13 protein-coding genes and 1 rRNA gene are annotated in these 13834 nt (G+C 72.4%); all 14 read right to left on the reverse strand.

The features are described 5' to 3' along the window. Positions 1–111: ribosomal RNA gene (locus tag SERN_RS12910) — 16S ribosomal RNA — on the reverse strand; the annotation flags it as partial. Between the two features lie 676 nt (positions 112–787). After that, positions 788–2509, reverse strand: coding sequence for a dihydroxy-acid dehydratase (gene ilvD / locus SERN_RS12915; RefSeq protein ID WP_135850577.1), 1722 nt, complete (start codon positions 2507–2509; stop codon positions 788–790). Positions 2510–2600: 91 nt separating this feature from the next. Further along, the gene (ilvD, locus tag SERN_RS12920) at positions 2601–4460 is read right to left on the reverse strand and encodes a dihydroxy-acid dehydratase (RefSeq protein ID WP_135850578.1); all 1860 of its coding nucleotides are present in this window, start codon (positions 4458–4460) and stop codon (positions 2601–2603) included. Positions 4461–4576: 116 nt separating this feature from the next. Continuing rightward, positions 4577–5341: a DUF1361 domain-containing protein gene (locus tag SERN_RS12925; RefSeq protein WP_135850579.1), complete on the reverse strand. Its 765-nt coding sequence runs from the start codon at positions 5339–5341 to the stop codon at positions 4577–4579. Further along, a complete protein-coding gene (locus SERN_RS12930; protein ID WP_135850580.1) occupies positions 5338–6072 on the reverse strand; it encodes a metal-dependent transcriptional regulator in 735 nt (244 codons plus the stop codon). The genes SERN_RS12925 and SERN_RS12930 overlap by 4 nt, the downstream gene beginning before the upstream one ends. A 2-nt stretch (positions 6073–6074) precedes the next feature. Then, the gene (gene gatB, locus SERN_RS12935; RefSeq protein ID WP_135850581.1) at positions 6075–7592 is read right to left on the reverse strand and encodes an Asp-tRNA(Asn)/Glu-tRNA(Gln) amidotransferase subunit GatB; all 1518 of its coding nucleotides are present in this window, start codon (positions 7590–7592) and stop codon (positions 6075–6077) included. Next, positions 7589–9106, reverse strand: a complete 1518-nt coding sequence (gene gatA / locus SERN_RS12940; protein ID WP_135850582.1) for an Asp-tRNA(Asn)/Glu-tRNA(Gln) amidotransferase subunit GatA — start codon at positions 9104–9106, stop codon at positions 7589–7591. Before gatA ends, gatB begins: the two co-directional genes overlap by 4 nt. Then, on the reverse strand, positions 9103–9402 hold the full coding sequence (gatC, locus tag SERN_RS12945; RefSeq protein ID WP_135850583.1) for an Asp-tRNA(Asn)/Glu-tRNA(Gln) amidotransferase subunit GatC: 300 nt from the start codon (positions 9400–9402) through the stop codon (positions 9103–9105). The genes gatA and gatC overlap by 4 nt, the downstream gene beginning before the upstream one ends. A 152-nt stretch (positions 9403–9554) precedes the next feature. After that, on the reverse strand, positions 9555–10532 hold the full coding sequence (locus SERN_RS12950; RefSeq protein WP_135850584.1) for a hypothetical protein: 978 nt from the start codon (positions 10530–10532) through the stop codon (positions 9555–9557). Between the two features lie 259 nt (positions 10533–10791). Further along, positions 10792–11043 carry a LapA family protein gene (locus tag SERN_RS12955; protein ID WP_135850585.1) on the reverse strand — a complete coding sequence of 84 codons (252 nt, stop codon included), beginning with the start codon at positions 11041–11043 and terminating at the stop codon, positions 10792–10794. 37 nt (positions 11044–11080) lie between these two features. After that, a complete protein-coding gene (locus tag SERN_RS12960; RefSeq protein ID WP_135850586.1) occupies positions 11081–12064 on the reverse strand; it encodes a 5-oxoprolinase subunit C family protein in 984 nt (327 codons plus the stop codon). Further along, positions 12061–12684 carry a 5-oxoprolinase subunit PxpB gene (gene pxpB / locus SERN_RS12965; protein WP_135850587.1) on the reverse strand — a complete coding sequence of 208 codons (624 nt, stop codon included), beginning with the start codon at positions 12682–12684 and terminating at the stop codon, positions 12061–12063. Before pxpB ends, SERN_RS12960 begins: the two co-directional genes overlap by 4 nt. Next, on the reverse strand, positions 12677–13405 hold the full coding sequence (locus tag SERN_RS12970) for a 5-oxoprolinase subunit PxpA (RefSeq protein ID WP_135850588.1): 729 nt from the start codon (positions 13403–13405) through the stop codon (positions 12677–12679). The genes pxpB and SERN_RS12970 overlap by 8 nt, the downstream gene beginning before the upstream one ends. Next, positions 13402–13821, reverse strand: coding sequence for a pilus assembly protein CpaE (locus SERN_RS12975; RefSeq protein WP_135850589.1), 420 nt, complete (start codon positions 13819–13821; stop codon positions 13402–13404). The genes SERN_RS12970 and SERN_RS12975 overlap by 4 nt, the downstream gene beginning before the upstream one ends. Between the last annotated feature and the right edge of the window lie 13 nt (positions 13822–13834).

Below are 13834 nucleotides of genomic sequence, written 5' to 3' on the forward strand. Positions count from 1 at the left end.
CTCACCCGTTCGCCACTAATCAGGGATGCAAGCACCCCATCATCGTTCGACTTGCATGTGTAAAGCACGCCGCCAGCGTTCGTCCTGAGCCAGGATCAAACTCTCCGTCAAAAACAAACCCCAACCCGAAGGCGGGAATCCATACAACGGGAATGACCCCAACAAAAACCCCACACCACCCACTGACGAGAAGATGCGAGGCAAAACAATCAAAACCACGACCAACCAGACACAAAGATCCGACCAGCCGAATGGCATCACATTCACAAACACACTGTTGAGTTCTCAAACAACACACCACACCAGCAAGCCAACCCCCACCAGGAGAGCCAGCCCCACCGGGGCAACTTCTCAAACTTACACCCCCCAGACCAGACCGTCAAACCGAAGTCCGACCAGATCCAACCCGAACGAGTGACCCCGCGACAGTGGAACCGCATCAGCGGCTCTTCGCTTGGGATTCACGGTCAGCCCGTCCCTCTCGGTCCGGCTCGCTTCCCCGTGTGACAAGAACATTACGTCACCGGCGGCAGGCTGGCAAAACGTTGCAGTTCCGCCGATCGCCGGTCCGCGCCGGCGAGCTCGGCCGCTGTCGCGGGAGGCGGTTTGCCGCGTCGTTCCGCCGCTTCGAGGCGTCGCGCGACGGCGACGGCCGGTGCGCTGCGCCGTCGTCGGCGTGGCCACGACTTCCTGTGGCCTGCGTCACCGGTGCGCAGACGACGGCGGGCGTCGGCGCCAATGGCACCGACGCCCGCAGGACGCTGTCTGCTGGAGGCAGCGCGCCGGCCTACTCGAGGATCGCGCCTCGCGAGGCGGACTGGACGAGCTTGGCGTACTTCGCCAGGACACCGCGGGTGTACTTCGGCTTCAGCGGCTCCCACCCGACCTTGCGCGCCTCGAGCTCCTCTGCCGGCACCACCAGGTCGAGCGTCTTGTTCGCGACATCGAGCCGGATGCGGTCCCCGTCGTTCACGAACGCGATCGGTCCGGCGTCGACCGCCTCCGGAGCCACGTGCCCCACGCACAGGCCGGTGGTGCCACCGGAGAACCGACCGTCGGTCAGCAGCAGCACCGTCTTGCCGAGCCCGGCACCCTTGATCGCCCCCGTGATCGCCAGCATCTCCCGCATCCCGGGTCCGCCCTTGGGCCCCTCGTAGCGGATGACCACGACGTCGCCGTCCGTGATCGTGCCGTCCTCGAGGGCGTCGAGCGCCGCCCGCTCGCGCTCGAACACGCGCGCGGTGCCCTCGAAGACGTCGTCGTCGAAGCCGGCCGACTTCACCACCGCCCCCTCGGGCGCGAGCGACCCGTGGAGGATCGTGATGCCACCCGTGTGGTGGATCGGGTTGTCCATCGCCCGCAGGATCTTGCCGTCGGGATCGGGCGGGGCGATGTCCGCCAGGTTCTCCGCGACCGTGCGCCCCGTGACCGTCAGCGCGTCACCGTGCAGCAGCCCCGCGTCGAGCAGGGCCTTCATGATCACGGGAACGCCGCCGATGCGGTCGACGTCGTTCATCACGTAGCGGCCGAACGGCTTGAGGTCGCCCAGGTGCGGCACGCGCGCCGCGACCCTGTCGAAGTCCGCCAGCGTGAGCTCGACCTCCGCCTCGTGCGCGATCGCGAGCAGGTGCAGCACCGCGTTCGTCGAACCACCGAACGCCATCACCACGGCGATCGCGTTCTCGAACGCCTCCTTCGTCATGATCTGGCGCGCCGTGATGCCGCGGCGAAGCAGCTCCACCACGGCCTCGCCCGACTTGCGCGCGAACATGTCCCGGCGGCGGTCGGCCGACGGCGGCGCCGCCGACCCCGGCAGCGACATCCCCATGGCCTCGGCCACGGACGCCATGGTGTTGGCGGTGTACATCCCGCCGCAGGCACCCTCACCCGGGCAGATGGCGCGCTCGATGCGGTCGAGGTCGCCCTTGCTCATCAGTCCTCGCTGGCACGCGCCCACGGCCTCGAACGCGTCGATCAGCGTGACGTCCTTCTCGGTGCCGTCCTCGAGCTTGACCCAGCCCGGCATGATCGAGCCGGCGTACATGAACACCGAGGACAGGTCCAGCCTCGCGGCGGCCATCAGCATCCCGGGCAGCGACTTGTCGCAGCCCGCCAGGAGCACCGAGCCGTCGAGGCGCTCGGCCGAGATCACGGTCTCGACCGAGTCAGCGATGATGTCGCGCGAGACGAGGGAGAAGTGCATCCCCTCGTGGCCCATCGAGATCCCGTCGGAGACGGAGATCGTGCCGAACTCGAGCGGGTAGCCGCCCCCGGCGTGCACCCCCTCCTTGACCGCCTTGGCCAGCCGGTCGAGCGACAGGTTGCACGGCGTGATCTCGTTCCACGAGCTGGCCACGCCGATCTGCGGCTTGACCCAGTCGTCGTCGCCCATCCCGACCGCGCGGAGCATCCCGCGCGACGCCGTCGCCTCGATCCCGTCGGTCACCTGCCGCGACCGCGGCTTGATGTCTGGCTTGTTCTCGACCTCGTCACGCACCGTCTCGCTCATGACCCCACTCTAGGAACGCCGACGCCCCCGCGACAGCCCGTCTCGTCGGGCGTGTCTCGGGGGCGGGCGCGGGGGCGTCCGGGGCGAGCGGTCAGCGCCGGATCAGGGAGACGTCCCGCACCGCGCCGCGGTCGGCCGACGTGGCCATCGCGGCGTAGGCCTGCAGCGCGGGAGAGACGTAGCGCTCGCGGTCCACCGGCTGCCACGGGTGCTCGGAGGCCTCCATCCTGGCGCGGCGCTCGGCGATGACGGCGTCGGGCACGTTGAGGCGGATGAGCCGCGTGTCGACGTCGATCTCGATCTCGTCGCCGTCCTCGATCAGGGCGATCGTCCCGCCGGCCGCCGCCTCGGGCGAGACGTGCCCGATCGAGATGCCGCTGGAGCCGCCGGAGAACCGGCCGTCCGTGATGAGGGCGCAGACCTTGCCCAGGCCGCGGCCCTTGAGGAACGACGTCGGGTACAGCATCTCCTGCATGCCCGGACCGCCCGCGGGGCCCTCGTAGCGCACGACGACGACGTGTCCCGGCTTCACCTGCTTCGTCAGGATCTTCTCCACCGCCTCGTCCTGCGACTCGCACACCAGCGCGGTCCCCACGAAGTGGAAGACGTCGGGGTCGACACCGGCGGTCTTGAACACGGCGCCGTCGGGGGCGACGTTGCCGCGCAGCACGGCCAGGCCGCCCTCGATCGTGTACGCGTGCTCGAGGTCCCTGATGCAGCCGTCAGCCGCGTCCGTGTCGAGGGTCTCCCAGCGGTTCGACGTCGAGAACGCCTGCGTCGTGCGCACCCCGCCGGGCGCCGCGTGGAACAGCTCGACGGCGCGCTCGCTCGCCTTCCCGCCCCGGACGTCCCACTCGTCGAGCCAGGCCCGCAGCGTCGGGGTGTGAACCGAGGTGACGTCGTGGCTCAGCAGCCCGGCGCGATCGAGCTCGCCGAGCAGCGCGGGGATGCCCCCGGCGCGGTGGACGTCCTCCATGTGGAACTTCGGGTGGTTGGGCGCGACCTTGGACAGGCACGGCACACCGCGGCTGATGCGTTCGATGTCGGTGAGGTCGAAGTCGATCTCACCCTCCTGCGCCGCCGCGAGGATGTGCAGGACCGTGTTGGTCGAGCCGCCCATGGCGACGTCGAGGGCCATCGCGTTGCCGAAGGCCTCCTTGGTCGCGATGCCGCGCGGCGCGGCGGAGTCGTCTCCGTCGTCGTAGTAGCGGCGCGCGAGGTCGACGATCGTGCGGCCCGCCTCGAGGAACAGCTCCTTGCGCGCCGTGTGCGTCGCGAGGGTCGACCCGTTCCCCGGCAGCGAGAGGCCGAGCGCCTCGGTGAGGCAGTTCATGGAGTTCGCCGTGAACATGCCCGAGCACGAGCCGCACGTGGGGCAGGCGTTCTCCTCGACCTCGGCCAGCGCGGCGTCGCTCACGGCGTCGTCGGCCGCATAGTTGATCGCGTTGACGAGGTTGAGCGGGGTCTTCGCGACGCCGTCGGCCACCACGGCCTTGCCGGCCTCCATCGGGCCGCCGGAGACGAAGATGACGGGGATGTTCAGGCGCAGCGCGGCGTTCAGCATGCCGGGCGTGATCTTGTCGCAGTTGGAGATGCAGACGATGGCGTCGGCGCAGTGCGCGTTGACCATGTACTCCACCGAGTCCGCGATGAGGTCGCGGCTGGGCAGCGAGTAGAGCATGCCGCCGTGGCCCATCGCGATGCCGTCGTCGACGGCGATGGTGTTGAACTCCTTCGCCACTCCCCCGGCCTCGACGATCGCGGAGGCGACGAGGTCGCCCATGTCCTTGAGGTGGACGTGACCGGGGACGAACTGCGTGTAGGAGTTCGCGATGGCGATGATCGGTTTGCCGAAGTCGTCCGCTCCCATGCCCGTCGCACGCCAGAGGGCGCGTGCGCCCGCCATGTTGCGACCGTGGGTGGAGGTGCGCGAGCGCAGGGGACGGGACATGCGGTGCTCCTTCGGCAGCTCCGGGCGACGGGTGCAGACGTCGCTGCCGGACGCCGCCGGCCGAACCTACGCCTGCGTAGGTCCGACGGCGGACGACGTCCGCCACGTGGTCCGCGTCAGCGCGGACCGGTCGAGATCAGCCGGATCTCGGACAGCACGAGCATCGAGATCGGTGCGTAGACCGCGGTGTACAGCAGCGCCAGCAGCACGAAGTGCGTCAGCGTGAACCCGACGAGCTCGCCGACCTTGCCCGGCTGGCGCAGGTGCCTGCCCAGCTTGGCCAGGAGCCGCCACGGCAGCACGATGTCCCAGCTGTTCAGCCGGATCATCCGCCCCATCCACACACCGACGCACGCGAGAAGCAGGATCCCGGCCGCCACGGCCCAGGTCCACGCGGGAGGCGAGGTCGGGAGGCCACCCCGGAGGTCGAACCCGAACATCAGGAACGTCTGCACGAGCGACAGCGACACGATGGCGTTGAGGATCCCCGACATCGTCAGGGTGAGCGTCATGACGATGTCGAACCACATCGGGACGCCGTCGCCCTCCTTGCGGTGGGAGAAGTTCAGCTCGGTGATGAGGTAGGCCGCGTTGGGGAAGAACGCGACGAACACGATCGTCGCCAGGACGAAGGCCGTCGGTCCGACCCACGCCAGCCCCGGATCGTCGTTCACCGGGATCTGGGCCAGCAGGACCACGACGAATCCGATGATCGCGAGCGCGATGGGGACGTTCGAGAGCACGATGTTCAGCAGCATCGGCTTGTACAGCGGCGTCCTGAACCGCTTCGCGCGCAGCACGATCAGCAGCCCCGCGTAGAGGTTCACGCCCAGCACGCACAGCGCCCCGACGACGACGGCCTGGCCGGTCGCGAAGATCACCCCGGCACCACCCAGACGTGGTCGAGGGCGGCGAGACCGAACGGCACGGGGGCGGCGCCCGGACCTGCCGCGTCCTCGGGGTCGCCCGAGGCGTCCTCGTGCGGACGGGGCGCGACGAACATCAGGGCGGAGGCGCCGTCGCGGTCGGTCACCAGGACGTGCTCGCCCGGGACGACCCGCACCTGCGCGAGCCGCTGCAGGAGCTCGGGGTCGGCGTCGGACACGCGCGTCACGACGCCGCACTCCCCCGCCGCCAGGTCGCCGAGGTGGCGCGCGGCGGGGATGGAGATGACGCCGTCGACGGTCGGGATCGGGTCGCCGTGCGGATCGTGCGTGGGGTGACCGAGGTGGTCGTCGATGCGGCGCTCGAGCTCGTCGGAGATCGCGTGCTCGAGGACCTCGGCCTCGTCGTGCACCTCGTCCCACGAGTACCCGAAGGTCTCCACCAGCAGCGTCTCGACGAGCCGGTGCCGCCGCACGACGGCCAGGGCGGCGCGCCGCCCCTGCGGCGTGAGCGCGATCTGGCCGTACCGGGCGTGGTCGATCAGCCCGGCGTCGGCGAGCTTGCGCACGCCCTCCGAGACCGTGCCCGCCGTGACGCCCAGGCGCGCCGCCAGCTCCTTGACGCTCAGGGGTGTGGAGGACCACTCCTGCGCGTTCCAGACCACCTTGAGGTAGTCCTGGGCGACGGCGCTCAACGTCTCCAGCGGGGAGGCGTGCGAGTCGGTCATGCTCAGCCCTGCACCCGCTCCAGGACCAGCTCCCGCACGCGCCCGGCGTCGGCCTGGCCGCGCGTGGCCTTCATGACCGCGCCGATGACCGCACCGATCGGTCCGAGGTTGCCGCCCCGGATCTTCTCGGCGATGTCGGGCTGGGCCGCGAGCGCGGCGTCGATCGCCTCGAGCAGCGGGCCGTCGTCGGAGACGATCTCGAGGCCGCGCGCCGCGGCGACGGACTCGGGGTCCCCCTCGCCAGCCAGCACACCCTCGAGCGCCTGGCGCGCGAGCTTGTCGTTGAGCCGTCCGGAGTCCACCAGCGCCTGCAGCTGGGCGACCTGGGCCGGGGTGATCGCGAGGTCCTCGAACGCGACCTCGGCGGCGTTCGCGACCCGCGCGAGCTCACCCATCCACCACTTGCGAGCGGTGGCCGGGCTCGACCCCGCCAGCACGGTGGCCTCGATGAGGTCGAGGGCGCCGGCGTTGACGACGTCACGCATCTCGGCCTCGGCGAAGCCCCACTCGCCGTCGAGACGACGGCGGCGCGCGGCCGGCAGCTCGGGCAGCGTCGCGCGGATCTCCTCGACCCACTCGCGCGACGGCGCGATCGGGACGAGGTCCGGCTCGGGGAAGTAGCGGTAGTCCTCGGCGTCGGACTTCACGCGACCGGGCGAGGTGCTCGCGTCGCTCTCGTGGAAGTGACGCGTCTCCTGGACGACCAAGCCCCCGGCGTCGAGCACCGCGGCCTGTCGCGAGACCTCGTAGCGCACCGCGCGCTCGACGCTGCGGAAGGAGTTGACGTTCTTCGTCTCGGTGCGCGTGCCGAGCGGGCTGTCCGCACTCGCGCGCAGCGAGAGGTTGACGTCGGCGCGCACGTTGCCGCGCTCCATCCTGGCCTCGGAGACGTCCAGCGCCCGGAAGATGTCGCGCAGCGTGCGGACGTAGGCGGCCGCGACCTCGGGGGCGCGCTCACCGGTGCCCGGGATGGGGCGCGTGACGATCTCCACCAGCGGGATGCCGGCGCGGTTGTAGTCCACGAGCGAGTACTCGGCGCCCTGGAGGCGGCCGTCGTGCCCGCCGACGTGGGTGTTCTTGCCCGCGTCCTCCTCCATGTGCGCGCGCTCGATCTCGACGCGGACGACCTCGCCGTCGGACAGCTCGACGTCCAGCCAGCCGTCGAACGCGATCGGCTCGTCGTACTGCGACGTCTGGAAGTTCTTCGGCACGTCCGGGTAGAAGTAGTTCTTCCGGGCGAAGCGGCACAGCGGCGCGATCTCGCAGTTCAGCGCGAGACCGATCTTGATCGCCGACTCCACGGCCTTGCGGTTCACGGCCGGGAGAGCGCCGGGCAGGCCGAGCGAGACGGGCGTGACCTGCGTGTTCGGCTCGGCGCCGAAGGTGACGGGGGCGCCGTCGAACATCTTGGTGTTCGTGCCCAGCTCGACGTGGACCTCGATGCCGAGCACGGGGTCGTAGCGGCGCACGGCCTCGTCGAAGTCGACGAGGGCGACGGCGGTGCGGGACGGGCTGGTCATGAGGTCACCTCAGGGATGCGGTCGAGGATCGCGCCCTGCGACGCCTGGAAGTGGTGCTCGAGGGCGGCGCCGACGCGGTACAGGCGGTCGTCCGCGCGAGCGGGCGCGAGCACCTGGATGCCGATCGGGAGGCCGGCGTCGTCGAGACCGTTGGGCACCGAGATGCCGGGGACGCCGGCCAGGTTGGCCGGGATGGTCGCGACGTCGTTGAGGTACATCGCGAGCGGGTCGTCGAGCTTCTCGCCGAGCTTGAACGCGGTCGTCGGGGCCGTCGGGGAGACGAGCACGTCGACCTTCTCGTAGGCGGCGGCGAAGTCGCGCTGGATCAGCGTGCGGACCTTCTGCGCGCTGCCGTAGTAGGCGTCGTAGTAGCCCGCCGACAGCGCGTAGGTGCCGAGGATGATGCGTCGCTTCACCTCGGCTCCGAAGCCCTGGCCGCGCGTCGCGGCCATGACGCGCTCCGCCGTGACGGGACCCTCGGTCGGCTCCACCCGCAGGCCGAACCGCATGCCGTCGAACTTGGCCAGGTTGCTGGAGGCCTCGGCGGGCAGGATCAGGTAGTAGGCGGCGAGCGCGGCCTCGAAGGACGGGCAGGACACCTCCACGACCTCGGCACCGGCGGCCTCGAGGTCGCGCACGCTGCGCGCGAACGCCTCGCTGACCTCGCGCTGGTAGCCCTCCCCCGCCAGCTCCCTCACGACGCCGACGCGCACGCCCGTGAGATCACCCGTACCACCCAGGCGGGCGGCGTCGGCGTAACCCGTGGCCGCCTGCGGCAGCGACGTGGAGTCGCGCGGGTCGTGGCCGCCGATGACCTCGTGCAGCAGCGCCGCGTCGAGCACGGTGCGCGCGCACGGACCGGCCTGGTCGAGGCTGCTCGCGAGCGCGATCAGGCCGTAGCGCGAGACCGAGCCGTAGGTCGGCTTGACGCCGACCGTGCCCGTGACGGCCGCGGGCTGACGGATCGAGCCGCCCGTGTCCGTGCCGATCGAGAGCGGCGCCTCGAAGGCCGCGAGCGCCGCGGCGCTGCCGCCGCCCGAACCACCGGGGATGCGCGTGAGGTCCCACGGGTTGTGCGTGGGGCCGTAGCCGGAGTGCTCCGTGCTGGAGCCCATCGCGAACTCGTCCATGTTGGTCTTGCCGAGCATCGGCAGGCCGGCGGCCCGCAGCTTCTCGACCAGCGTCGCGTCGTACGGCGGGATCCAGCCCTCGAGGATGCGCGAGCCCGCCGTCGTCGGCGTGCCGCGCGTGACCACGACGTCCTTGACCGCGATCGGGACGCCCGCGAGGTGGTGCAGCGGGGTGCCGGCGGCGCGGGCGGCGTCGACGGCGCCGGCCTGGGCGAGCGTGTCGGCCGCGTCCACGTGCAGGAAGGCGTGGACGGCGCCGTCGACCTCGGCGATCCGGTCCAGGTGCGCCTGGGCGACCTCGACGGCGGAGACGTCACCGGCCGTCAGCAGGTCGGCGAGGCCGGCCGCCGTGGTGCGGGTGAGGTCGGTGTCGCGCGCGCTCATGCCTCCTCCCCCAGGATCTGCGGGACGAGGAACTTGCCGTCCTGCGACGCCGGTGCCGCCGCGAGCACGGCGTCGCGGTCGACGACGTCGGACACGACGTCCTCGCGGTAGACGTTCGTCAGCGGGATCGGGTGGCTGGTCGCGGGAACGTCGGCCGTGGCCAGCTCGCTGACCTTCTCGACGGCGTGGGCGATGACCTCGAGCTCGCCGGCGAACTGCGTGAGCTCGTCCGGGGTCAGGTCGATCCGGGCGAGTGCCGCGAGGCGCGCGACTTCCTCGGAGTTGAACGTGGGCATGGACAGGAGTCTAGAGGGGGCGGGGGTGCGGCACCCCGCGCGCCCGGCTGCGCTTCTCGTAGTCCGCCGCTCTGAGCGGCGGACGTCCCTCGGCACCTTCCGCCCTCCGTACCGCGACGCGGATCCGGGCCGCCGAACCGCTGCGGCCCGAGCTACCAGCCACTCACAGCGGTGAGCGAGTCACCACCGACCGCTCGTCCGATCCCGCGCGGGTCGTCCTGCCAGGCGATCAGCGCCCGCCGCCGCACGCGCGCGGCGGCCGTGGCCTCGGACGACGGCACGCTTCGTGCGGTGGCCAGAGGCTTCCACCCGACGGCGTCGAGCGCTCCGAGTGCCGATGCGACGACGAGCGCCGGTTGTGTCGCGTCCTCGTAGGCCAGGCGCACCGTGGGGAATCCCCGAGCGAGACCCGCGACGTCGCGGCGCCGGTCCCGGCGGTACTCGCCGCGACCGCTGTGGTAGGCGAACCCGTCGATCTCCATGATGAGCACCCCCTCCACGAGGAGGTCCACCTCCCCCACCCCGGCGATCGTCAGGCCCGCCCGCACCCGAAGCCCGTGGCGGCGAAGTGCCAGCCGCACGCTCGTCTCGATCCACGAGCGGCAGGCCGGGTCCACGAGGTCGAGCAGGAGGGCTGCTCGTCGCGGCGAGCGTGCCGAGACGATGCCGAGCACGTCGTCGACGTCCGCCTTGTCGAACCGGCCCGCGACGGCGTCGAGCGCCGCCACCGCGGGCTCGAGCGGCAGGCACTGCACCGCGCGTGCCGCAGCCCAGCGGGACGCCGCCGTGCGGGGACGATCCGCGAGACCGACGTCCTCGTGGTGACGCACGAGGCCGGCGCCCGGGATGCGTGCGGTACCGCGGTGCCGTGGGACCGAGCAGTGGATGATCGAGGCGTCGCCGGGGACGTCGACCCCGTCGGCTCGCAGGGCGCTCACGCACGACACGACCCCGGCCAGCCGAGCGGCCGCCAGCAGGTCGCGCGGTGCACCGGGGAGGGAGTACAGGCCCGTGCCCTCCCGGTTCAGCCGGCCTTCGCGCTCCAGACGCGCGAGCTGCGAGCGCTGCGCTCCGAGCTCCGAGAACCTGGCTGAGCCACCGAGGTCGGCGAGGCGGCTGAGGACGTGCACGAGAACGAGGGTGGCACCGGACGGCTCGCCCGTGCTGACGCCCTGTGGACAACACTGCGTCCGGGAGAGTCCGAGCGGGACAGCCGCTGGCGCACAAACGCCGCTGTGAGCGGCTGGCATGACGATCGGGACGTGTCGAGCGGCGACAACAGGCCGATCTTCCCCGGCCCTCGCCGCCGGACCGGTGGTCAGCCGCTCACAGCGGCGGTCCCGGTCGGCCCGGGCCTCGGGCGGTCGTCGGACCTCGGGCGGTCGCGCGTCAGCGGAGGCCGGTGCGGCGCTTGATGCGGCGCCGCTGCGCGAACCAGCCGACGACCACACCCACCACCACCAGGATCGTGTACACGAGCCACGCCGGCGCCGTGAACGTCCTGGTGAACAGGTAGATCGAGATGTCGGCCGTGTTCTGCACGATGAAGACGACCGCGAGCACCGCCAGCAGCGCCGGGAACCAGTACCTCCTCGCGATCGCCCCGATGCCGGGGCCGGAGTCGGGCTGCTGCTGGGTCATGGGTGGAGCCTCTCGACGTGGTGGCGGCGCTGCGACCTCATCGTGGCACCGGGGACCGGTGCGCGCCCGTGGACGGACCGACGGTCGTCGGCACGAGCCGGACGCGGGTACCCGGTCGCACCTGCGCCAGGCGATCGAGCGACGCGCGCGTGAGCGCCGCCACCACCGGGTAGCCGCCGGTCAGCGGGTGGTCGGGCCCCATCACGACCGGCTCGCCCGACGGCGGCACCTGGACCGCCCCGGCGACGAGTCCCTCCGACGGGAGCTCGGGCGACGGACGGTCGCCGGCAGGCCCGCCGACGCCGGTCGTGGCGCGGTGCACCCTCGCCCCCTCCAGCCGCACCGCGACGCGATCGCACCGATCGCTCACCGTCCAGACCTGCGAAGCGAGGTCCCCCAGAGCATCGGTCGCGAAGTCCTCCGGCCGGGGCCCCGGCAGAACCTCCAGGAGCACCTCCGTCGGCGGGCGCGCACCGGCGTCACCGGCCTCCGCCGACCCCACCTTCGCCACTCCCACCGTCGCCGCCCCCGCCGCCGGCACCGGCGGACGCAGCGGCGTCGCGACGTCGTCACCCACGGGCAGCTCGTCCCCCGACGCGAGCGGCGCAGGGCCGAGCTCGGCCAGCGTGTCGCGCGCCCGCGAGCCGAGCACGGGCTCGACCGCGAAGCCGCCCCGGACCGCGACGTACCGGCGCACGCCGTCGCGCGCCGCCCCCACGGTCAGGACCGCCCCCGGCACCAGCGTGAACGGTCGGCGGGGAGCGACCGCGAGACCGTCCACGCGCACGTCGCCGCCGGCGCCGGTGACCGCCAGGACGCACGCGCGCCGCGCCCGCAGCACGAGGGGCCCCAGCAGCAGCTCGATCGTGGCCGCCCCCGGCGCGTTGCCGACCGCCGCGTCGGCGGCCAGGTGCGCCCCGACGTCGAACGCGCCCGACGGCGCCACCCCCAGCCGTGCGTGGCCCGGCCGCCCCGGGTCCTGCAGGAGCGCCAGACCCGTGACCTGCTCGACGACGATCACGCGTGCCCCCGACCGACGTCCACGAACCGCACCGTGTCGCCCGGTTCGATCAGCGCCGGCCGCGGTCGCGCCAGGTCGAACAGCACCGCGCCGGTCCGTCCGAGCAGGTTCCAGCCGCCCGGGCTGCTGCGCGGGTAGACCGCCGTCATGTCGGCCGCGAGCGCCACCGACCCGGCCGGCACGCGCGTGCGCGGCACCGCGAGCCGCGGTGTCGCGAGCACGGGGTCGAGCCCCGCCAGGTAGACGAAGCCGGGCGCGAAGCCGGCGAACGCCGCGGTGTAGGCCGTCCCCGCGTGCCGGGCGACCACCTCGGCCGGCGTCAGCCCGGATGCCGCCGCGACGACGGCGAGGTCCGCGCCGTCGTAGACCACCTCGATCACGATCTCGCGACGCGACCCCGCCGTCGCCGCCCCGGCCTCCGGTGCGCCACGGGAGGACAGGTCGGCCGCGAGGGCAACGGCCACCCGCTCGTCCGCGCACCGCACGAGCAGCGTCCTCGCCGCGGGGACGACGTCGACCACCCCCGGCAGGCCCACCACCTGGGCCGCGAGGGCGTGCGCGACGGCGGCCGCGGGCACGTCCACGAGAACGTCGCGCTCCCCGTACCGACGACTACGCATCGATGAGGAAGGACCGCAGCGCGACCCCGGCGTCGGCCAGCCCCTCGCGCGCGGCTCGGGCGAGGAGCACGGCGTCCGGCGAGTCCCCGTGCACGCACAGCGTGCGCACGCGTCGGGCGAGCTGCGCCACCCGCCCCGCCACGGCGTCCGGATCGGTCAGCACGGCACCGGGCTCGGAGCGCGGCACCAGCGTGCCGTCGTCCGCGTAGGCCCGGTCGGCGAAGCCCTCGGCGACGAACGGCACGCCGTTCTCGACCGCGACCCGCTGCAGCGCCGACCCGGGCAGGCCCAGGACCGGCAGGACCTCGCCGAGCGCCGAGCGCGCGGTCCCGATCACGACGTGCGCGACGTCGTCGTCGATCATCGCGGTGGTGTAGAGCGCGCCGTGGGCCTTGAGGAAGCGCACACGCGTCCCGACGGCGTTCGCCTGGGCCTCGAGGTCGCGCACCTGCCCGAGGAGCTGGGTCAGCAGCGTCTCGGGCGCGACCTCGAGCCGGCGCCGGCCGAAACCGGCGTGGTCGACGTAGGAGGGGTGGGCGCCGATCACGACGCCGCGGGCGTGCGCGAGCCGCGCCGCCTCCCGCATCGAGGCCGCGTCGCCGCGGTGGCCGCAGCACGCGATCGAGGTGCTCGTGACGACGTCGAGGATCGCGGCGTCGTCACCGACCCCCTCCCCGAGATCGGCGTTGAGGTCGACGGACACCGCCGCGAGCGAGGTCACCCGGCCGCGTCCGCCTGCTCGAGCAGCGCGAGCAGCGCGTGCGCGTAGGCGTCCACCGGGCTGGCGGCGCTGAACGCGTCGTCCTCCCCGGTGACGGCGTCCACGACGTGCACCTCGTAGCTGGCGTCGTCGCGCGTGAGGGCGACGAACGTCTGGCCGAGGAGCTCGCGCAGCTGGTCCTCGCGGGGCAGCCAGAGGGTGTCCTCGACCGCGACGGAGTCGAGCGCCCACTCCGTGGTGCCGTTGAAGCCGAGGACCTGACCGCCGGGGTAGGAGTGCACCTCGACGGTCAGCTCGGAGATCGCGAACGACTGACCCTCGAAGGCGTCGCCGGGGATGGTGAAGGAGTCGCCCGACCGGGGCTGCCAGCGCAGCCCGGCCCGTTGCAGTCGCTGGGCAAGCGCGAGGGAGATCACCTCGCCAGTATGC

The sequence above is a fragment of the Serinibacter arcticus genome (assembly GCF_004786095.1).
Lineage (GTDB): Bacteria > Actinomycetota > Actinomycetes > Actinomycetales > Beutenbergiaceae > Litorihabitans > Litorihabitans arcticus.